19 protein-coding genes are annotated in these 19,834 nt (G+C 38.7%); 13 read left to right on the forward strand and 6 right to left on the reverse strand.

Annotation, left to right across the window (positions count from 1 at the left end):
• The first annotated feature begins 9 nt into the window (after positions 1 to 9).
• From murD to amrB, 9 genes are read left to right on the forward strand one after another with little or no spacing between them, the layout of a single operon-like run.
• Positions 10 to 1,404: a UDP-N-acetylmuramoyl-L-alanine--D-glutamate ligase gene (murD, locus tag H529_RS0106365; protein ID WP_022855692.1), complete on the forward strand. Its 1,395-nt coding sequence runs from the start codon at positions 10 to 12 to the stop codon at positions 1,402 to 1,404.
• Complete coding sequence (murG, locus tag H529_RS10410; RefSeq protein WP_022855693.1) at positions 1,401 to 2,480, forward strand: undecaprenyldiphospho-muramoylpentapeptide beta-N-acetylglucosaminyltransferase; 1,080 nt, start codon at positions 1,401 to 1,403, stop codon at positions 2,478 to 2,480. Before murD ends, murG begins: the two co-directional genes overlap by 4 nt.
• Complete coding sequence (gene murC / locus H529_RS0106375) at positions 2,473 to 3,876, forward strand: UDP-N-acetylmuramate--L-alanine ligase (RefSeq protein ID WP_022855694.1); 1,404 nt, start codon at positions 2,473 to 2,475, stop codon at positions 3,874 to 3,876. Before murG ends, murC begins: the two co-directional genes overlap by 8 nt.
• Positions 3,860 to 4,780: a UDP-N-acetylmuramate dehydrogenase gene (gene murB, locus H529_RS0106380; RefSeq protein ID WP_022855695.1), complete on the forward strand. Its 921-nt coding sequence runs from the start codon at positions 3,860 to 3,862 to the stop codon at positions 4,778 to 4,780. The genes murC and murB overlap by 17 nt, the downstream gene beginning before the upstream one ends.
• Entirely contained in the window at positions 4,764 to 5,492 is a 729-nt protein-coding gene (locus tag H529_RS0106385) for a cell division protein FtsQ/DivIB (protein ID WP_022855696.1), read from the forward strand. The genes murB and H529_RS0106385 overlap by 17 nt, the downstream gene beginning before the upstream one ends.
• Before the next feature lie 5 nt (positions 5,493 to 5,497).
• On the forward strand, positions 5,498 to 6,742 hold the full coding sequence (gene ftsA / locus H529_RS0106390) for a cell division protein FtsA (protein ID WP_022855697.1): 1,245 nt from the start codon (positions 5,498 to 5,500) through the stop codon (positions 6,740 to 6,742).
• A 3-nt stretch (positions 6,743 to 6,745) separates the two neighbouring features.
• Positions 6,746 to 7,873, forward strand: a complete 1,128-nt coding sequence (gene ftsZ, locus H529_RS0106395) for a cell division protein FtsZ (RefSeq protein WP_022855698.1) — start codon at positions 6,746 to 6,748, stop codon at positions 7,871 to 7,873.
• A gap of 26 nt (positions 7,874 to 7,899) precedes the next feature.
• A complete protein-coding gene (locus H529_RS0106400) occupies positions 7,900 to 8,682 on the forward strand; it encodes a ParB/RepB/Spo0J family partition protein (protein WP_022855699.1) in 783 nt (260 codons plus the stop codon).
• Complete coding sequence (gene amrB / locus H529_RS0106405) at positions 8,682 to 9,881, forward strand: AmmeMemoRadiSam system protein B (protein WP_022855700.1); 1,200 nt, start codon at positions 8,682 to 8,684, stop codon at positions 9,879 to 9,881. The genes H529_RS0106400 and amrB overlap by 1 nt, the downstream gene beginning before the upstream one ends.
• A gap of 7 nt (positions 9,882 to 9,888) precedes the next feature.
• On the opposite strand, the gene H529_RS0106410 is transcribed toward amrB, so the two are convergent.
• From H529_RS0106410 to metK, 5 genes are read right to left on the reverse strand one after another with little or no spacing between them, the layout of a single operon-like run.
• A complete protein-coding gene (locus tag H529_RS0106410) occupies positions 9,889 to 10,509 on the reverse strand; it encodes a phosphoribosylanthranilate isomerase (RefSeq protein WP_022855701.1) in 621 nt (206 codons plus the stop codon).
• Positions 10,510 to 10,516: 7 nt separating this feature from the next.
• Positions 10,517 to 11,071, reverse strand: coding sequence for a ferredoxin domain-containing protein (locus H529_RS0106415; RefSeq protein WP_022855702.1), 555 nt, complete (start codon positions 11,069 to 11,071; stop codon positions 10,517 to 10,519).
• A 25-nt stretch (positions 11,072 to 11,096) separates the two neighbouring features.
• On the reverse strand, positions 11,097 to 11,750 hold the full coding sequence (locus tag H529_RS0106420; RefSeq protein WP_022855703.1) for a riboflavin synthase: 654 nt from the start codon (positions 11,748 to 11,750) through the stop codon (positions 11,097 to 11,099).
• A gap of 3 nt (positions 11,751 to 11,753) precedes the next feature.
• Entirely contained in the window at positions 11,754 to 13,010 is a 1,257-nt protein-coding gene (ahcY, locus tag H529_RS0106425) for an adenosylhomocysteinase (RefSeq protein ID WP_022855704.1), read from the reverse strand.
• Between the two features lie 26 nt (positions 13,011 to 13,036).
• Positions 13,037 to 14,200, reverse strand: coding sequence for a methionine adenosyltransferase (gene metK, locus H529_RS0106430; RefSeq protein ID WP_022855705.1), 1,164 nt, complete (start codon positions 14,198 to 14,200; stop codon positions 13,037 to 13,039).
• 171 nt (positions 14,201 to 14,371) lie between these two features.
• Between metK and alaS the strand changes: the two genes are divergently transcribed.
• Genes alaS through lgt form a run of 4 tightly spaced genes read left to right on the forward strand, consistent with a single transcriptional unit; the run spans position 14,372 to position 19,044 of the window.
• Complete coding sequence (gene alaS, locus H529_RS0106435; protein WP_022855706.1) at positions 14,372 to 16,966, forward strand: alanine--tRNA ligase; 2,595 nt, start codon at positions 14,372 to 14,374, stop codon at positions 16,964 to 16,966.
• Positions 16,967 to 16,969: 3 nt separating this feature from the next.
• Positions 16,970 to 17,647, forward strand: coding sequence for a hypothetical protein (locus H529_RS0106440; protein ID WP_022855707.1), 678 nt, complete (start codon positions 16,970 to 16,972; stop codon positions 17,645 to 17,647).
• Positions 17,637 to 18,275 carry an endonuclease III gene (nth, locus tag H529_RS0106445; protein ID WP_022855708.1) on the forward strand — a complete coding sequence of 213 codons (639 nt, stop codon included), beginning with the start codon at positions 17,637 to 17,639 and terminating at the stop codon, positions 18,273 to 18,275. Before H529_RS0106440 ends, nth begins: the two co-directional genes overlap by 11 nt.
• Positions 18,253 to 19,044 (forward strand): prolipoprotein diacylglyceryl transferase, encoded by a 792-nt coding sequence (gene lgt, locus H529_RS0106450; RefSeq protein WP_022855709.1) that lies wholly within the window; start codon positions 18,253 to 18,255, stop codon positions 19,042 to 19,044. Before nth ends, lgt begins: the two co-directional genes overlap by 23 nt.
• Here lgt and H529_RS0106455 read toward each other — a convergent pair.
• On the reverse strand, positions 19,009 to 19,827 hold the full coding sequence (locus H529_RS0106455; protein ID WP_022855710.1) for a prephenate dehydrogenase/arogenate dehydrogenase family protein: 819 nt from the start codon (positions 19,825 to 19,827) through the stop codon (positions 19,009 to 19,011). The two genes, lgt and H529_RS0106455, sit on opposite strands and share 36 nt — an antisense overlap.
• Positions 19,828 to 19,834: the final 7 nt, after the last annotated feature.

Below are 19,834 nucleotides of genomic sequence, written 5' to 3' on the forward strand. Positions count from 1 at the left end.
TGAAAGATAATGGAAATCTCAGGAAAAAAGGTAGTAGTTATCGGTTTTGGAAAAAGTGGACAGGCTGCTACTAAACTTTTACTCAAAAAAGGGGCTAAGGTTTTGGTTTCTGAGACCAACCCCAGAGAAAAATTTGACCCCTCTTTGATTTCTAAATTTGAAACCCAAGGGGTGGAGTTTAAGTTTGGAGGTCATGAAATAGAAGATTTTTTGAAATCCGATTTAGTAGTCGTAAGTCCAGGGGTTCCAAGAGAGGTCTATCAGGAATGTTTGAAAAAAGATATCCCGGTGTTAGGTGAGCTTGAACTTGCCTGGCAGTTTTTAAGAAATAAAGAGCAAGTTATAGCTATTACCGGTACCAACGGGAAAACTACTACTACCGCTATGGTTTCTGACCTTTTAAAACTTTCAGGATATAAGGTGTTTACCGGCGGAAATTATGGTATCCCCCTTTCAGAACTGGTTTATCGTGAAACCGAGGTAGACAAAATCGTACTTGAGGTATCCAGCTTTCAGTTGGAAACCGTAGAAACGTTTAAACCCAAGGTAGGAATTTTACTTAACATTACCCCCGACCACTTAGAGAGATATGAATCAGAAAAAGAGTATGCCTATTACAAGTATAGGCTTTTTGAAAATCAAACCTCTCAAGACTATAGCATCCTTCCTTTAAACGAACCTTGGTTTTCTCATTTTCAGGACTTGGTGAAGGGTAAGATCTGCTTTTTTTCTGAAAAAGAAGAAAAGACAGCTCAAGCCTATTTGAAAGATGAAAACCAATTTGTATTAAGGATAGGGGATAAAGAAGAGGTATATTCTTTTAAGGGTTTTAAGTTATTGGGTTTACATAATAAGTTAAACTATATAGTGGCAAGCTTGGGGGCACGTCTTATGGGGGCATCTCCCTCAAGTGTTGAAAGACTGATAACGGAGTTTAAGGGGTTCCCTCACAGGATAGAGTATGTAACCTCCTTGGGAGGGGTGATTTTTATCAACGATTCTAAGGCCACCAACGTAGATGCCACTTTGCAGGCTTTAAAAGGGCTTGAGGGGAGATTTATCCTTATCATGGGAGGAAGACACAAAGGGGCCTCTTATAGTCCTCTAATTACTTATATTAAAGAAAAGGTTAAGGCTTTGGTGTTGATGGGAGAGGCAAGGTATGTGATAGCTGAAGAGTTAGGCCAGGTAGTGGAAACCTATCTTGTCGAAAACTTAGCGCAGGCTGTAGCCATTGCTTTAAAATTAGCTGAACCTGGAGATTGTGTGCTATTGTCTCCTGCTTGTTCAAGTTTTGATCAGTTTAAAAACTATGAAGAAAGAGGCGAGGTTTTTAGGGACCTGGTTTTTAAATATGCTCCTCTTTTTCTTAAAGACCATGAAATAAACGAGGTATACCATTGAGGTGGTTGATTGTAGCCGGAGGAACAGGAGGACATCTTTTCCCAGGGATAGCGGTTGCAGAAGAATTGCAGAGGTTGGGTAAAGAGATTTGTTTTGTTTCTGGCAAAAGAAAGATAGAAAAGACCATCCTCAAAGACAGACCTTTTAAAGTTTATGAACTTGACGTAGAAGGGTTTTTAGGAAGGTCGGTGTTAGATAAGTTTAGGGCTGGGTTAAAGATGGTAAAAGGGATATTTCAGTCTTACCGGTTAATAAACCATCTTAATCCAGATATTATTTTTGCTACCGGTGGGTATATTTCTTTCCCTGTGGTGATCGCAGGAAAAATAAAAAACAAGGTTACTGCCCTTCATGAGCAAAACGTAGAACCTGGATTGGCTAATAAAATACTTTCTTACCTGGTAGACAGGGTTTTTATAAGTATCCCAGGTAGCGAAAAGTCTTTCCCTAAGGGAAAGGTAGTTTTTTCAGGAAATCCTGTCAGAAAGTCTATCTTGACAAAAAGGCCTAAGGAACATACAGGTTTAGGGTTGTTGATTTTAGGAGGTAGTTTAGGGGCAAGGTTTATTAACGAGTTAGCCTTAGAAATTATGCCTAAACTGCTGATCCAGTTTAAAGATTTATTCGTTTTTCATCAAACAGGGATGGAGGAATACGAAAAGGTTAAAAATGCTTACGATAAAACAATACCTAAGGATTGGCAAGAAAGGGTTAGGGTTTTTCCGTTTATAGAGGATATGGGTTGGGCATATTCTCAGGCAGACCTGTTTTTAGGAAGGGCTGGGGCTACCACCTTGGCTGAGCTTTTTGCCGTGGGATTGCCAGCTGTTTTTATTCCTTTCCCTTATGCTACCCGAGACCATCAAAAGAAGAATGCCTTGAGGGTGGCTGAAAAAGGAGGGGCGGTGGTTGTAGACCAAAAAGAGGCGACCCCAGATAAAGTTTTACAGGTTTTGAAGAATTTGCTTAACGATAGGAAAAAACTACAGGAGATGGCTGAAGCTATGAAAAGTTTTTTTGTCCCTTCTTCAGAAAAGATCATCATCGAGGAGCTTGAGAGGTTGGCTAATGTTTAAGGTTTTTGGTCATAAAGATGGGCCTAAAAGGATACATTTTATAGGGATAGGCGGCGTAGGAATGAGCAGCTTAGCTATGGTTTTGCACTCTTTGGGACATAAGGTCAGTGGTTGCGACCTTAACAAAAGTAAATATACCGAAATGTTAGAGAAACAAGGGATAAAAGTTTATTACCAACACCATGAAGACCACCTTAAAAAGGTAGATATAGTGGTTTATTCCTCGGCGATTTCTCAGGACAATCCAGAGCTTTCTAAGGCTAAAGAAATGGGAATTTGGGTTATTCCTCGGGCCCAGATGTTGGCAGAGGTGATGAACCTTTATCCAAAAAGTATTGTGGTAGCAGGTTCTCATGGTAAAACTACGACTACCTCTATGATAGCAGAAATGTTGCTTAAACTGGATAAAAGCCCTACGGTCATAGTGGGAGGGATCATATCTAACATCAAAACCCATTCTGTTTTAGGTAAGGGAGATTATTTGGTGGCTGAAGCTGATGAGAGTGACGGTTCCTTTTTATGTTATAACCCTTACATAGAGGTAATCACCAACATCGACGTAGAACATTTGGATTTTTATGCAGACTTCAACGCTATCAAAAAGGCCTTTATCAATTTTATAAAAAAATGTTCTCCTGAGGGAAGGGTTATACTCTGTGGAGACGATCCAGGGGTTAAAGAAGTTCTTAAAGAGATTGCAGGACCTTTTTTACTATATGGTTTTTCGTCAGGAAATCAGTTGAGGGCAGAGGTTATAGAAGAGGACGAAGGTTATCCTTTAGTAAAGGTTGTGTTTCAGGAAAAGTTTTTAGGACAGATGAGACTTTCTATCCCTGGTAAACATAATGTGTGTAATGCGTTAGCTGCTATAGGGGTAGCTTTAGAGCTTGGTCTTCCGATTAAACAGGTGATAGAAATTTTACAAGAGTTTAAAGGGGCAGGCAGAAGGCTTGAGTTTAAAGGTTTTTGGAAAGGAGCAGTCCTGATAGATGACTATGCACATCATCCTACTGAAATCAAAGCTTCTCTTGAAGCTTTAAGAAAGGTTTATAAAGATAAAAAGCTTGTGCTTATTTTTCAACCCCACCGTTATACCAGGACTAAGTTCTTATGGGATAAGTTTTTGTTAACCTTAAAAGAACCTGATATTTTGGTTTTGACTGAGATTTATCCTGCAAGTGAAAAACCTATACCTGGGATTTCAGGTTATATCCTTTTTGAAAACCTAAAAAATCTTAGAGGAGGAAAACCTACCTTTTTTGTAGAAAACTTAGATAACATAAAAGAGCTTCTTGAAGATATATTAGATGAAAACCAGGTTGTTATTACTATGGGAGCAGGGAACGTTTATAAAATCCACAAATTACTCTTAGAAAAAGATGAGGCAAGAAATTAGAGAATTTTTAGAAGAAAACAAAATTTTCTATTTAGAAAACGAGCCGTTGGCTTCCTATACTACCATAAAGATAGGTGGACCTTGCGATCTTTTGGTTTTTCCCAAAGAAAAGGAGGTTTTAGTAAAACTACTAGAGTTTTTGGAAAATACAGGGACACCTTTTTATATTTTGGGTGGAGGAAGCAATCTTTTGGTTGCAGACGAAGGTTTTAAAGGGGTGGTGATTAGCCTAAAAAGATTAAAAGGGATTGAGTTTTTAAATGAGGAAAAAGACGAAGTAGTTTTGAAGGTCAAAGCTGGGACAGGGGTTAATAAGCTTATAAGTTTATGTCTTAAAAAGGGTTTTTCTGGTATGGAGTTTTTAGCAGGGGTTCCTGCAACCATAGGTGGGACAGTTAGGATGAACGCAGGGGCCTTTGGAAGAAGTATTTCTCAGGTAGTAAAAAAAGTCCTACTTTACCATAGGGGAGATTTAGTCTATTGTGAAGTTAGTGAGGAGGACTGGAGTTATAGAAGGTTTAAAAAAGAGGGGGTTATTTTAGAAGCAGAGCTTAAGCTTGAAAAAAGTGAAAAAGAGGTGGTAAAAAGAAAAGTTTTAGAGGTTTTAAACAAACGGAGACTTACCCAACCGATTTCTAAAAGTACCTTTGGGTCGGTGTTTAAAAATCCTCCTTGTTACTATGCCGGTCAGTTGATAGAGGCCTGTGGTTTGAAAGGTTATAAGGTAGGAGGAGCAGAGATATCTAAGAAACATGCTAATTTTATCGTAAATCTGGGTAGAGCCAAGGCTAAAGAGGTGTTAGAATTGATGAAGTTGGCTAAAACAAATGTGTGGGAAAAATTTAGGGTAAAGTTAGAACCTGAGGTAAAGTTTTTGGGAATAAAAGATGGAGAAATTTTTTAGTTTGCTAAAAAGACCTGTTTTCTGGGGGGGTATAAGTTTTTTAGTTTTGGTAGGGCTGGTGTTTTATTTACTTTATTTTACAGATCTTTTTGTTTTAAAAGAGATTAAAGTTAGCCCTACCAAAAGGGTAAGTAAAGATGAAATAATTAAACTTACAGGTCTTAAAGGAGGAGAGCGTTTTTTTGCTATCTCACTAAAAGATTTAAGAAACCAGATACTAACTAACAAGAACATAGAAGAGGTAACGATTGTTAGGCATTTACCTGGCACTTTAGAATTGGTGATCAAGGAAAGAGAACCTTTGGCTATCATAGTAAAAGATAATAAAGGGTTTTTAATAGATAAAAAAGGCGTGATTATGGAAGGCATTTTACCAGAAGATTATTTCTTTTACCCTGTTTTAGAGTTAAAAAGCGAGGTATCGAAAGATAAATTTTTTGAATTTCTTTTTTGGTTAAAAAACAACAAAAACTATTTGCCTGTTTATGAAAACATTGCTAAAATTGTATTAGATGATAACAAAATAGTTATGGTAACCAAAAATCATATTAAGATTTATTTTCCTTTGGTTTCTGAAAAAGATTGGGTTTATTTTTATAAGAACCTCGACAAGATAATGGCCTATCTTTATGAAAACGGACAGACAGAAAAAGTAGAATTGATTCGGTTAGACTATCCTTTAGGGCAAGCCTTAATCAAATTTAGGGAGTGATTAAGATGGGTAAAGAGACAGGAATTTTGGTAGTAGATGTAGGGACTACCAAAGTATGTGTTTTAATAGGAGAAGAGAGAGAAGGAGAACTTTGGGTTACTGGAATTGGTATAGCTCCTTCTCAAGGGTTAAAAAAAGGCATGGTTTTAAACATCGATGAAGCAACACAGAGTATCAAAAATGCTATCGAAAAGGCTTTATCTCAGGCCAAAATAGGCATAGGAAGTATTTATGTGAGTATAGCTGGGCCTCATATCAGAACTATTTCTGGGATGGGTGTGGTAGCTTTAAGACAAAAGTGTGTTACAGAAGAGGATGTAGAGGAGGTCCTTAGGTCAGCTCAGAATTTAAATCTCCCCCCTGAAACAGAGATTTTGCATGTTATCCCTCAGGAGTATATTTTAGACCAGCAAGGGGGGATTCTCCAGCCTGTTGGGATGACAGGGGTTAGGTTAGAGGCTCATGTAAAACTTATAGTTTGCAACCGTTCTTCTTTGCAAAATCTGCTTAGATGTTTCGAAAATCTCAATTTAGAGGTAGACGGGGTTATTTTCCAGGGCCTTGCTTCAGCCGAAGCAGTTTTGACCCCTGAAGAAAAGGAATTAGGAGTAGTGCTTTTAGACTTTGGCGGTGGGACTACAGATGTAGTTATCTACTGGGATAACGTTTTAAGAGGAGTTTTTTCTATTCAGGTAGGAGGGGAACATTTAACCAACGACTTAGCGGTTGGGCTGAGAACTTCGAGAAAAGAAGCAGAAAGGCTTAAGATAGAAAAAGGGGTTTGTTTAAGGGAGCTTGTGGAGGAAGAGGAAATTTTAGAGGTAACAGGTATAGGTAATCGTCCCCCAAGGAAAGTAAGTAAAAAGTTTTTGGCTGAGATTTTAGAACCCAGGGTTAAAGAGCTTTTTGAGTTGATAGAAAATGAGCTTCGAAAAGAGGTTTTAAGTCAGTTTAAAGGTTTTGATTTTAAGTCTAAGATAGGAAGTGGAATGGTAATTACTGGAGGTTCTTCCCTTATACCTGGTTTGGTCTATTTAGCAGACCAGATGTTTGACTTGCCTGCTCGTGTAGGCTATCCTGTAAGACTTTATGGTCTCACTGAAGAGGTCTATCATCCTCAGTTTTCTACCGCGGTAGGTATGTTGCTTTATGCATACAAGTATGGAGAAAGGCCAGGGCTTAAAGAGGAAGGAGAAGGTATCATAGAAAAGATAAAACAAGGTATAAAAAAAATTTTTAAAGGGGGCTAAGATATGAGCATTTCTTTTGAGTTGTTAGAAGAAGAAATTCGGGTACAACCTAACATCAAGGTAATAGGTGTAGGTGGTGCTGGAGGGAATGCTGTTGCTAACATGATTAGAAATAAACTTTTAGGTGTAGAGTTTGTGGTAGCCAATACAGATTACAAGGTCCTTGAATTGAACCCAGCCCCTATAAAGATCCAGTTGGGGAAAAGACTTACCAACGGAATGGGAGCAGGTGGAAAGCCAGAAATAGGTAAAAGGGCCGCAGAAGAAAGCGAAAAAGAGATCCGAGATGTTTTGAAAGATGCAGAAATGGTGTTTATTGCAGCAGGTATGGGAGGAGGTACGGGAACTGGTGCAGCTCCGGTGATAGCTAATATATGTAAAGAGCTTGGAATTCTCACCGTAGCAGTAGTAACCAAACCTTTTTCTTTTGAAGGAAGGCATAGAATTAGGATTGCTGAGGAGGGTTTGGCAGAACTTTCTAAGTTTGTAGATACCTTGATTACCATCCCAAACGATCGGTTGCTCACCCTTGGTTCTCCCCAGGAAAGATTGGCAGAAATGTTTAAAAAAGCCGATGATGTATTATATTATGCGGTGAGAGGTATTTCAGATCTTATTTTATCCCCAGGGTATATCAACCTTGATTTTGCAGACGTTAAGGCGGTGATGAGTGATAGCGGAGGTATGGCTTTGATGGGTATGGGTGAAGCCGCAGGAGAGGGTAGGGCAGAAATAGCTACCCAGATGGCAGTCTACAGTCCGCTTTTAGAAGACCTTTCTATTTCAGGGGCTAAAGGGGTGTTGCTTAACATAAGCGTTAACCCTGAAAATTTTACCATCCATGAGACCCAGGTAATAACCAGTATGGTTTCAAAGGAGATCCATCCAGATGCTAAGGTATATTTGGGTGTGGTTTTTGATGAATCTTTGGGGGATGTTTTAAGGGTTACTGTGATTGCCACCGGGCTTGACTCTGCTAAAAAAGAAGAGAAAAACGGTAAGGTTGTCAACATAGAAGAAGGAGTAAAGAGAAGAGAAGAGAGAGAAAAAGTTAATAGATTAGAAGAAAATTCCTTAGAAGATACAGATGTGCTTGATATCCCAACATTTCTTAGAAGGAACGCAGACTAAAGAGGAGATTTTAAATAGGAGAGGGTATGAGAGAGGTAGCCACCTTTGAAGATCCTGTAAAAAAACAACCCCTCACCTTAGCTGTTTTTGAAATAGAAGAGGTTCATAGACCACCTTTTCAACGCGACCTTTCAGAAAGTTTAAAGAAACATTTAGAGATAGCTATAGAAAAGTTGGGTTTTTTGACCCCTATTGTTGTGGTTTATAAGGACGGAAAGTATTATGTAGTAGACGGTCAACATCGTCTTGAGGCTATGCGAGATATAGGGGCAAGAGAAATAGTAGGAATAATCGTAGATGAAAGTCTGTATCATCATATCTTAGAGTTTAACACCGAGAAACCACCAAACGTTAAAGAAAAGTCTAAGCAAGCCTATAGACTGTATCAGGAACTTTTAAAAGAAGATGAAAATCTGATAGAGGAAGAGTTGTTTACCTATTTTAAAGACCCTATGTATATCACCTTTGGTTTTGCGATAGAAGAGTTTGACCCTAAGTTTCCTGCAAGTTTTTATGAAAACTTTGTGTCTAAAATAGATGAATTTTTAAGAAAACCTTTGAAAGAGGCGGTAGAAGAGAGAAGAAACAGAGCGCAAGCTTTGATAGATTTAAATCAGGTGGTTAACCGAAAATATGCTGAATTTGGTTGGGATAATGCCCTTCTTAAAGGAGACATTATCCGTAAAGCCGTACAAAAGGCTTTTGGTGTAAGAGTCAGAACCATCGAAGAAGAATTCTATGCTGCCATAGACAGGGTTAAAAAGTCCTGTGAAAGCCTTACTACACAAGATTTTGGAGAGGGAGAGTAATGGAATTAGAATATCCGGTAGATTTTAAACCTATTTTAAGGTATGTAGACGTAATACCTGCTGAGCAAGAAGGTCAACCTGTTTTTCTGCTAAGAGACCCTTTAGGGTTTATAGACGAACTGGTGGTAGTGCCTCAGTATCTTGCTTTTTTACTTGCTTTGATGAACGGACAAAATGACTTAAGAGACCTTCAGTCTGAGGCTACCAAACAGTTTGGCCAGGTAATTCCCTTAGAAGAAATAGTTAAAATAGTCAGGTTTTTGGATGAAAAAGGACTTTTGTGGTCTAAAACCTTTGAAAAAATCAAAGAAAAGGCCTATTCCAAATGGTTTTCTTATCCTTTCAGGGCTATGGCACATGCTAATTCTGCTTATCCCTTGTCTGCGGCAGAGGCTAAGTTTTTTGTAGAAGACATCTTAAAACTTGGGTCTTCTGAGGATGGCAAACCACCTAAGGTTTTGATAGCCCCTCATATTGACATAAAAGCAGCTGCTAAGTCCTACGCAGAAAGTTATAACAGGTTTAAAATCCCACCCGGCTCGAGAGTAATTATTTTGGGGGTGGGACATCACTTAGACCTTCCTTTTTCCGTGCTTACAAAAGACGTAGCCACCCCTTTTGGTCTGATCAAAAACGATAGAGGAGGGTTGTTTTTCTTAAGAACTTCCAAAAAATTAGAGATATTCCCAGACCATATAGCCCACCGTTTAGAACACTCTATAGAGTTTCAAGCTCTCTTTTTACATCATATCTTGAAAGACCAGTTTATGGTTTTACCTGTGTTGGTAGGTCCTATGCCTACTCTTTTTGAAAATCCAGAGTTGACAGAAAAGTTTTCCGAGGGATTAGCCCAGCTTATGGAGGATGAGAACACCTACTTAGTCTTAGGGATAGATTTTTGTCATCTTGGTTTAAGATACGGAGACCCCTTTGAAGTCTCCGAAGAACATGCCAAACAAGCTTTAAAAAACGATGTAACCCTTTTAAACCTTGTTTTCAATGGGACCAAAGACGAGTTCTTAGAAAAAGCCAAACAGTCTCTACCTTTAAAGGTATGCGGTCTTTCTACTCTGTATCTTACTAAACTGATTATGGACAAGTTAAGGGCCAAAGGTGAGTTAAAGTTATATCATCAAGAGTTTGTACCCTTTGGACAAGGCTCAGCGGTATCGGTAGCTTCTGCAGGTTATCTGGTTTAACGGGTAGTTAAACTTCTAACTGCTTAAAAAGATTGCTTATTTTGGTAGAATCCTTGATTCCAGGAGAAACTTCTACTCCAGATGAGAGGTCGATACCATAGGGACCTATGGTTGAAATAGCTTGTTTTACATTTTCTGGAGTTAGCCCTCCTGCTAAAAAGACTTTATAGCCATGGTCTACCAACACCTTGGCTAAACTCCAGTTAAAGGTTTTTCCTGTGCCCCCTGGTACACCCTTTACAAACGTATCCGTAAGGATCGCATAAGCCTTTTCCCAGGGGGCAACAAGGTCTAACTCTACCTTATCTTTAATTCTAAAAGCCTTGATAACACGGGAAAGACCAATTTTTTTAGCAAACTCAACGGTTTCTTCCCCGTGAAGTTGAATTAAATCAATACCTGTGTCTAAAACTGCCTTTACTTCTTCATAGGTTGGGTTAACCAATACTGCAACCTTTTGAATACCTTCTCTTACATAACCTAAGAGATGTTTCAGATTTTCTCCCACATACCTTGGAGATCGAGGGTATAACACAAAACCTAAATAATCTACAGGAAATCGGTTTAAAAACAGCAGATCTTCTTTACGGGTCAAGCCACAGATTTTTATCTTGGTTTTTAAGCCCATTAGAGGTTTATTTTACAGGGGGCCTATCAAAATAGATGTTTTTTCCCTTTACACTTAAGGGTATTCCCATGATTACGTTGCCTTTTATCAAGTTTAACCGTTTGGCTGCAACTCCTATGGTATACATTATCCTGTTGTCCACACAAAGGTCTTTAGCTTTAGCTACAGCAGACCCTAAGGCAATGCCCATGTCTAAAAGTTTTATTCCACATACAGGTCCGTCAAAATCAAGTGAGCTTTTTTCCTGTTTTAGCAGCTCTTCACACCTAAAACCACATATACCACAATCTAACCCTAAGGGTTTGTTAAAATTAAGGGAAATAAGGATAACTGCATCAGAATTTCTGACGTTATCTGCATCTCTCTTAAAAAATTTAAAAGCTGCGCCCTTTTCTTCAGCGATTTTTTCCATCTCTTGAGCAAGACTTTCCTTTTCTTCAGGATCGGTAATCAAACCAAAAACCAAATCGTCTACCCCTTTGGCTTTAGGAGCAGTCCTTGCTGCAACTAATATTTGTTTAGCTAACTCCTCTACAATTTCCAATTCTGGATTGACCTTCATAGCTACCCCCCTTATAGGATGATGGTTATAAAAACCCATGTTGTTTTAGAAATTCTAACGAAAGCTGCGATTTTTTTTCTTGCTGGTTTAGGTAAGGAGAAAGCCATTTATGTACCATCTTGGCTATCATGTCTATTTCTATGTTGACTAAATCTCCAGGCTTCAGGTATTTCAAGGTGGTTACCTGGTAGGTATGAGGGATGATCATAAGTTCAAAGGAGTTTTCTTTTACCTTGTTTATGGTAAGACTTATTCCATCTACGGCAATCGATCCTTTTTCAACTAAGTAAACTGCTAAAGCCTCAGGTATTTCGATTAAAATTTGATAAAAATCACCTAAAGGATTGATGTTTAATACCTTCCCTATTCCGTCTATGTGCCCAGAAACAAGGTGTCCTCCTAACCTGTCGCCTACTTTTAAGGCTCTCTCAAGGTTGACCCAATCACCCTGTTTTTTGTATTTAAAGGTGGTCCTGTTTAGAGTTTCTGGAGAAATATGGGCTTTAAAGGTTTTGGGTTTTACCTCTATAGCCGTTAAACAAACACCGTTTACTGCAATACTATCGCCGATTTTAGTGTCTTCTAAAGCAAAAGAGGGTTGAATTTCTATGGTTAACCCTCCCTTCTCAGGGAGAAGGGAGGTAATCCTACCTTCTCCTTCTATAAGTCCTGTAAACAAGCCTTAGGTCCCTTCTTCCCAAGAAGTAAGATATTTTTGTTGTTCAGGAGTAAGGGTATCTATTTTAATTCCCATGGCTGCAAGCTTTAGCTTAGCAACCTCTTTGTCTATTTCTTCCGGGACGGAATAAACAGTCTTTTGTAGCGTTTTATGATTCTTTACTATATATTCCACACATAAAGCCTGGTTTGCAAAACTCATATCCATAACCCCAGAAGGATGCCCCTCTGCAGCAGCTAAATTGACCAGTCTTCCCTGAGACAGCACGTAGATTTTTTTGCCGTTCTTTAAAGTATATTCCTCTACCTCTTTTCTGATGGTTCTTACTTGGGTAGAAATTTCTCTTAGGGACTTAAGGTCTATTTCTACATCAAAATGTCCGGAGTTACAGACGATAGCACCATCCTTCATCTTTAAAAAGTGTTCTTTTCTGATGACTGATTTGTTACCGGTGACTGTGCAGAAAAAGTCTCCTATTTCAGCGGCTTCATCTAAGGGCATTACCAGATAACCCTCCATCACCGCTTCTAAGGCTTTTAGAGGGTCTACTTCTGTAACCACCACCCTTGCCCCCATTCCTCTAGCTCTCATCGCAAGACCTTTTCCGCACCAACCGAAACCACAAACCACAAACACCGAACCGGCAAGTAATCGATTGGTAGCCCTTAAGATGCCGTCAAGGGTGGACTGCCCTGTGCCATAACGGTTGTCAAAAAGATGTTTGGTTAAGGCATCATTTACCGCTATGATGGGATATTTAAGAAGTCCCTCCTTGGCCATTGCTTTAAGTCTGATAACCCCGGTTGTAGTTTCTTCTGTGCCTCCCCAGACTTTTTCAGTCTGCTCTGGTCTTTCTTTATGAAGGGTACTTACTAAGTCTGCTCCGTCGTCTATGGTGATTTGTGGGGTTTGGTCAAGCACTGCGTTTATGTGAGAGTAATAGGTGTCTCGGTCTTCTCCTCTGATAGCAAAAACAGGGATGTCAAAATGTTTTACCAGGGCTGCTGCTACTTCATCTTTAGTAGAAAGGGGGTTAGAGGCACATAAAAATACCTCAGCTCCTCCTTCTTTTAGCGTCCTTACAAGGTTGGCTGTTTCAGTAGTCACGTGTAAACAAGCACCTATTTTTATTCCGGCTAAAGGTTTTTCTTTAGCAAAACGTTCTCTTATTTGCCTTAACACAGGCATATCCATTTCAGCCCATTCTATCAGCCGTAAACCTTCCTCAGCTAAACTTAGGTCTTTAACATGATATTCCATCGGTTTGAAACCCCCCTTACAACGTTCTATTTGTCAAAACCAGCAAGTTCTTTAATTTTTTCTACCATGTCCAATTTTTCCCAGGTAAACTCTGGTTCGTTTCTACCAAAATGTCCATAACAGGCGGTTTTTCTGAAAATAGGTCTTCTTAGGTTGAGATACTCTATCATGTGCTTAGGTCTAAAATCAAAAAGTTTGTGGATGATATCTAATATTTTTTCTACAGGTATATTTTCGGTGCCATAGGTATTAATATTGATGGCTAAAGGTTCTGGTACTCCTATAGCATAAGCTACCTGTACTTCAAGTTCTTTAGCCACTCCAGCAGCAACCAGGTTTTTAGCCACATATCTTCCGTAATAAGAAGGAGTTCTATCCACCTTTGTAGGGTCCTTTCCGGAAAAAGCACCACCTCCGTGATGTCCCCTTCCTCCGTAGGTGTCCACGATAATTTTTCTTCCAGTCATTCCACAATCAGCGAGAGGACCGCCTATCACGAACCTACCTGTCCCGTTGATGATGATCTTTGTGTCTGATTTTAAATGTTCAGGCGCGATGACTTTTTTGATTACTTCTTCCATGATGGCTTCTCTTAATTCTTTAAGGGTAACCGTTGGGTCGTGTTGGGCTGCTATTACTATTGTATGAACGTCTACCGGTCTTCTCATCTCATAACGTATAGTTACTTGGGTTTTACCATCTGGTCTTAAGAAAGGAAGGATGCCTTTTTTTCTAACCTCAGCAAGTCTCATGGCTAATTTATGGGCATACCAGATAGGCATAGGCATAAAATCAGGGGTTTCGTCGCAAGCATACCCAAACATAAGCCCTTGGTCTCCAGCCCCTATCTCTCCATCCCGATCAACCCCCATAGCTATGTCTGGACTTTGTCTATCTATACTAATAAGGACCGCACAGGTCTGATAGTCAAACCCTAAGTCAGAATGGTTGTAACCAATTTCCTTTACTACTCCACGGGCGATGGTAGGATAGTCTATACGAGCCTCTGTGGTAATCTCACCAGCTATAAGGATCATTCCTGTATTAACCAAGGTTTCACAAGCTACCCTGGCATAAGGATCTTTTTCTAAGATGGCATCTAAGATAGCATCAGAGATCTGATCTGCTACCTTGTCTGGATGCCCTTCTGTAACTGACTCTGAGGTAAATAAAAAATTTTGTACAAGCATGGGATTACCTCCTGCTTAGATTGTTAACTTTTAACGAAAATTTACTATAACTTTAAAATAAAGCAATAATAGGGAAAATTTTTTTTGATTTTTATTGAAAAATGCTAAAAAACTTCTAAAATAGAACCTTTAAAGATGAAAAGGGTTTAAAAGTTCAGATGAGGTGATAAGATGAAAGGGTCTGAGATCAGACAAAGGTTTTTGCAATTTTTTAAAGAGAGAGGTCATGAGGTTGTTCCCAGCTCTCCTTTGATCCCAGCAGATGACCCAACCCTTCTTTTTACCAACGCAGGGATGGTTCAGTTTAAAAAGGTCTTCTTAGGAGAAGAAACCAGGCCTTATAAAAGGGCTACCTCTTGTCAAAAATGTATGAGGGCAGGAGGTAAGCATAACGACCTTGAAAACGTAGGGTATACCGCAAGGCACCATACCTTTTTTGAAATGCTTGGTAATTTTTCCTTTGGGGATTATTTTAAAGAAGAAGCCATTTCTTATGCCTGGGAATTTATTACTCAGGTTTTAGGATTGCCTAAGGAAAGAATCTATGTAACTGTATACAAAGACGATGACGAAGCCGCCCGATTATGGAAAAAGATAGCAGGGCTTTCTGAAGAAAGAATCGTAAGACTTGGAGAAAAAGATAACTTCTGGATGATGGGAGATACAGGGCCTTGTGGCCCCTGTTCAGAAATTATTTTTGACCAAGGAGAGAGTTTTGGTTGTCAGTCTCCTCAGTGTGGCCCTGGTTGTGATTGCGATCGTTTTCTCGAAATTTGGAACCTGGTTTTTATGCAATACGAAAGAAATAAAAAGGGAGAACTAAAACCTCTTCCTAAAGGCTGCATCGATACAGGTATGGGACTTGAAAGAATAACCGCCGTTCTTCAAGAGGTCCCTTCTAACTACGATACCGACCTTTTTAAAGGAATTATGGATAAAATTTCAGAGATTACCGGTAAAGCCTTTAAAGAGAATAAAGAAACTGAAGTGGCTTTTAAGGTCATTGCAGACCACATCCGGGCTGCTACCTTTCTTTTGGCTGAAGGGATAGTTCCTTCTAACGAAGGAAGAGGCTATGTATTGAGAAGGATCATTCGTAGGGCTGAAAGGTTTGGACGTCTTTTAGGTTTAAAAGACCCTTTCCTATACCAGATTGTCCCCTCTGTGGTGGCAGAATATAAAGAGGTGTATCCTGAAGTTTTACAAGGTCAGGAATTTGCTGAAAAGGTAATCAGGGTTGAAGAAGAAAAATTTTTAGAAACCCTTGAGACAGGGCTTAACATCCTTGAAAAGGAAGTCGCTCAACTTAAAGAAAAAGGTGTCAATCTCATACCAGGCGATTTAATTTTTAAGTTGTATGATACCTATGGTTTTCCCTATGACTTGGTAAGGGACTATGCGATCGGGATGGGTTTTACCTTAGATACTGAGGGTTTTGAAAAATTAAGAGAAAAGGCAAGAGAAGAAAGCAGAAAGACCTGGAAAGGTACCTTAGAAAAATTGCCTGAGTTTATAAAAGAAAAGGCCAAAGAAGGCATACAAACCTTTTTTGTAGGTTACGATACGTTAGAAGCTTCAGCTAAGATATTAGGTTTAGAAAAAGAAAACGGGATTTACTATTTGATTACCAACGTTACTCCTTTTTATCCAGAAGGCGGTGGTCAAGTTTATGACCAAGGATGGATATTTGGTAAAGAGGGTAAAGCTCAAGTTTTAGAAGTATATAAGGTAGGAGACCTTATCTACCATAAAGTAAAACTAATCGAAGGGATACTTAAACCAAACGAAGAAGTTCAGTTAAAAGTAGACGTAGAAAGAAGAGCCCATATCGCTAAGCATCATACCGCTACCCATCTTTTACATGCAGCGTTAAGAAGGGTTTTAGGTCCCCATGTAAGGCAAGCTGGTTCGTTGGTAGAAGAGGAACGCTTGCGTTTTGACTTTACCCATTTTTCTGGTTTGACCCAAGAGGAAATAGACCATATAGAAGAACTTGTCAACCGTTGGGTGTTAGAGAACTATCCCTTAGAGTTTGCATGGGTTAACAGAGAAGAAGCAGAAGCTATGGGAGCAATCGCCCTTTTTGAAGAAAAATACCAGGATGTGGTTAGGGTGGTTAAAATCGGTGATGTTTCTATCGAACTTTGTGGTGGTACTCATGTAAAGAGCACAGGAGAGATAGGTTTAGTAAAAATTGTTTCAGAAAGTAGCGTAGCTTCAGGTATAAGAAGAATAGAAGCTGTAGCTGGTATGAAGGCCTATCAATGGATAAAAAATCAAGAAAGACGTCTGATGAATCTTGCTCAGCTTCTTAAGACTTCTCCTAAGGAATTAGAGAAAAAAGTAGAAGCCTTACTTACACTTTTAGAAGAAAAAGAAAAGGAGCTTAAACGTCTAAAGAGTTTTGATTTGAAACAAGATTTAGAACAAAAACTTTCCGAGGTAGAAGAGGTAGGAGGTATAAAAGTATTGGTTTCCTCTTTTAAAACCGAAAAAATGGAAGACTTAAGGGAAATAGGGGATTGGTTTAAGAATAAGTTAGGTTCTTGTGTGATTTTCCTGATAGGAGAAAAGGAAAAGGGTAGTTTAGCCTTGTGTATGGTTACCAAAGACTTGGGGGATAAACATCCTGCATCTAAGTTTTTTAGAGCCTTGCAACCTCTGGGGCTTAAAGGAGGAGGAAAAGAACTTTTGGCCCAAGGAAGTTTTTCTGAAAAACCAGAGGTTAGTAAAATTAAAGAAGAGATAAAAAAGGTTTTGGTTTGAAAGATGAAGTTTTATACCTTAGAATGGATAAAAGAGCTGTTTAAAGAGTTTTTAAATAGCGAAAATAGTTTTTTTATCGAAGAAAAAGGGGTAGGCTTTGAGCCAAAATTCTTTTTTTGGGCGTTACTTCATATTTACAAAAAACAAAATCTACCAGAAATATTTAAGGCCTTAAAGGTTGATTTAGAAGAGTTAGAAGCTCTTTTTAATCGGCAAGAATTTGATTTTATGTTCTTGGTAGACCTTTTACGTAAAGAGTTTTCCTTTTGGTTTCGGGAGGTTTTACTGCATAAAGATTTTCAATCACCGGACCTTTTAAGAGTAGCTTGGGAGTTTTTAATGCTTGAAGAGCAACTTAGAAAACAAATCCAGATACCCCTTCTTGACCGTTTGAAAAAGCTTATTCTTGATGCAGAAGAGATCATAGAAAAAGGTTCCTTCTCAGAAACTACTTTTAATGAAAGACAATTTTTGAGATTGTTAAGATTTTTTAACGCTGTAGAAACCTTAGAGAGTTCTTTAAGTGCAAGGTTGGTTGAGAGGGCAAAAGAGGTAGAGAATAAGTTAAACCTTGGTTTTAAAAGTGACATACCACCTCTTTCAGAGGAAGAAAAAAAGGTATTTTATCAAAACCTTATGCAAGGGCTTAAACAAATAGGAGGTTCTTTGGATGGAGGTTAAACAAAAGGTAAAACTGATAATAGAAAGGCTTAAAACTTCATATCCAGACGCTAAAATAGCCCTTAAATTTGAAAATCCTTTACAGCTTTTAATCTCTACCATACTTTCTGCACAGTGTACTGACGAGAGGGTAAACGAGGTAACGGCAAAACTTTTTCAAAAATATCGGACAGCAGAGGATTTTGCTAAAGCCTCGTTAGAGGAACTTGCAGAAGATATCAAAAGCACAGGTTTTTATCAGCAAAAGGCTAAATATATAAAAGAGGCTTGCCGAATCCTCGTAGAAAAGTATAACGGAGAAGTCCCTAAGACGATGGAGGCCCTTTTAGAACTTCCTGGGGTTGCAAGGAAAACTGCCAACATCGTGTTGGCTAATGCTTACGGAATAGTAGAGGGCATTCCTGTTGATACTCACGTTAGAAGACTTTCTCAGAGGATTGGTTTGGTAAAATCTAATCAACCAGAAAAAATAGAAAAAGAGCTGATGGAAATAGTCCCTAAGGATGAGTGGTTTGTCTTTCCTCATCTTTTGCAAGCTCATGGAAGAAAGGTATGTTTAGCCAGAAAGCCTAAATGTGAAAAATGTGTGATAAAGGATCTTTGCGATGCTTATACATCCACAAATTGACCCGGTAATCTTTAAAATAGGCCCTTTTGAAGCCCGTTGGTATGGATTAATGTATGTTATAAGTTTTTTCTGTGTACTTTTTCTTACAAGGTATCAATTAAAAGAAAGAAACCTTACTCATCTTTATCCCTTTTTAGAAAACCTTCTTTTTTACAGTTTTTTAGGATTAATCCTCGGTGCACGTTTAGGTTTTTGTTTTTTTTACTATCCTGATTATTTTTTAACCCATCCATGGGAGATAATAGCTATTTGGAAAGGAGGGATGTCCTTTCACGGAGGATTGATAGGTGCGTTGGTAGTAGGGTATGGTTATGTAAAATATAAAAGGCAGTCTTTTTTATGGTGGGCTGATTTGATAGCTGTGTGTGCTCCTATAGGGCTTTTCTGGGGAAGGATCGGTAATTTTATCAACGGAGAGATTTACGGAAAACCTACGTCCTTACCCTGGGGTATGGTTTTTCCTGAGGGAGGGTCTTTACCTCGCCATCCTGTACAGCTTTATGAGGGGTTAGTGACCGGACTTTTGTTGTTTCTTTTTCTCTGGAGTTTAAGAAAAAAAGAATGGGCTCCAGGGACAAAGTTTGCTATTTTTTTAATAAGCTATGGGGTCTTACGGTTCTTGTTTGAGTTTTTAAGAGAACCTGCCCAGAGTTTTGACCTTATTTTTGGCTGGATGACGATGGGGCAGGTTCTTTGCTTAGGAATGATAGCCTTTGGATTTTTACTTCTTTATTTAGTTAGGATGAGAACTTTTCAAAAGATTTTCTAAGGTTTTAGCTAAGGTTTTTACTTCTCTGAAATTAGTCTCAAAGAGATCCTGAGCCTCAGAGGAATTTAAAGCCTTGATAAACTTTTTACACTCTCTGTAAAGAAGGTTTCTAAACCTTTTCCCATAAGGGTTATCAAGCTGTATTTTTGCATATAATTTCTCGTCTTGATAGGCTAATCTTTGCAATATTTCGAGCTGTTTTAGAAAACTTGGGGTGGCTAAAGAGACTATTTCTTCAAGGCGAAAACCTGAATGGTTTATGATGTTTCCTAACAATACCAACCAAAAGTGGTTTAATACCTGAACTAATCCCATAATCTGGTCGTGTTTTTTGGGAGAAATTTTTATTAAATTTAAACCATCTTCAGACATAACCTTGATAAACCAGTTTAAAAGATTTTTACCGCGTATCGGAAAATAGGCTATGGTTTTTCCCTTTAGCGAGGTCTCATAAGGACCAAAAAGGGGATGGGTAGCTAACACCTCAGGTTTTTTAAGTAAACTTTTCATTATTTTATAAGGCTCTAATTTAAGAGAACACACATCTAATATCCAGTGTTCTGGAGTAGTAAACTCTGCAATCTCTTCTACCACTTTCGGAAACACAGACATAGGGACAGAGATAAGGATAACTTTAGCTTCTTGCAAAAGGCTTTTGTTGTCCAGTTTAGTATCTTTGTCTGACACAAGTACTTCATATCCTTTCCCTTGAAAGAACCTTGCAAAAAATTCTCCCATCTTTCCTTTTCCACCGATGATACCTATCTTAAAGTTATCTTCCATCTTAAGC

This window comes from Thermodesulfobacterium thermophilum DSM 1276 (genome assembly GCF_000421605.1).
GTDB lineage: Bacteria > Desulfobacterota > Thermodesulfobacteria > Thermodesulfobacteriales > Thermodesulfobacteriaceae > Thermodesulfobacterium > Thermodesulfobacterium thermophilum.

What these genes read in the sequence shown, in the direction of transcription:
- lgt (WP_022855709.1), top strand. Translation starts at nt 18,253, where the DNA reads ATGCTTATACATCCACAAATTGACCCGGTAATCTTTAAAATAGGCCCT.
- ftsA (WP_022855697.1), top strand. Translation starts at nt 5,498, where the DNA reads ATGGGTAAAGAGACAGGAATTTTGGTAGTAGATGTAGGGACTACCAAA.
- murB (WP_022855695.1), top strand. Translation starts at nt 3,860, where the DNA reads ATGAGGCAAGAAATTAGAGAATTTTTAGAAGAAAACAAAATTTTCTAT.
- H529_RS0106385 (WP_022855696.1), top strand. Translation starts at nt 4,764, where the DNA reads ATGGAGAAATTTTTTAGTTTGCTAAAAAGACCTGTTTTCTGGGGGGGT.
- murC (WP_022855694.1), top strand. Translation starts at nt 2,473, where the DNA reads ATGTTTAAGGTTTTTGGTCATAAAGATGGGCCTAAAAGGATACATTTT.
- H529_RS0106410 (WP_022855701.1), bottom strand. Translation starts at nt 10,509, where the DNA reads ATGGGCTTAAAAACCAAGATAAAAATCTGTGGCTTGACCCGTAAAGAA.
- H529_RS0106455 (WP_022855710.1), bottom strand. Translation starts at nt 19,827, where the DNA reads ATGGAAGATAACTTTAAGATAGGTATCATCGGTGGAAAAGGAAAGATG.
- ahcY (WP_022855704.1), bottom strand. Translation starts at nt 13,010, where the DNA reads ATGGAATATCATGTTAAAGACCTAAGTTTAGCTGAGGAAGGTTTACGG.
- ftsZ (WP_022855698.1), top strand. Translation starts at nt 6,746, where the DNA reads ATGAGCATTTCTTTTGAGTTGTTAGAAGAAGAAATTCGGGTACAACCT.
- H529_RS0106440 (WP_022855707.1), top strand. Translation starts at nt 16,970, where the DNA reads ATGAAGTTTTATACCTTAGAATGGATAAAAGAGCTGTTTAAAGAGTTT.
- amrB (WP_022855700.1), top strand. Translation starts at nt 8,682, where the DNA reads ATGGAATTAGAATATCCGGTAGATTTTAAACCTATTTTAAGGTATGTA.
- H529_RS0106415 (WP_022855702.1), bottom strand. Translation starts at nt 11,071, where the DNA reads ATGAAGGTCAATCCAGAATTGGAAATTGTAGAGGAGTTAGCTAAACAA.
- H529_RS0106400 (WP_022855699.1), top strand. Translation starts at nt 7,900, where the DNA reads ATGAGAGAGGTAGCCACCTTTGAAGATCCTGTAAAAAAACAACCCCTC.
- metK (WP_022855705.1), bottom strand. Translation starts at nt 14,200, where the DNA reads ATGCTTGTACAAAATTTTTTATTTACCTCAGAGTCAGTTACAGAAGGG.
- alaS (WP_022855706.1), top strand. Translation starts at nt 14,372, where the DNA reads ATGAAAGGGTCTGAGATCAGACAAAGGTTTTTGCAATTTTTTAAAGAG.
- nth (WP_022855708.1), top strand. Translation starts at nt 17,637, where the DNA reads ATGGAGGTTAAACAAAAGGTAAAACTGATAATAGAAAGGCTTAAAACT.
- murD (WP_022855692.1), top strand. Translation starts at nt 10, where the DNA reads ATGGAAATCTCAGGAAAAAAGGTAGTAGTTATCGGTTTTGGAAAAAGT.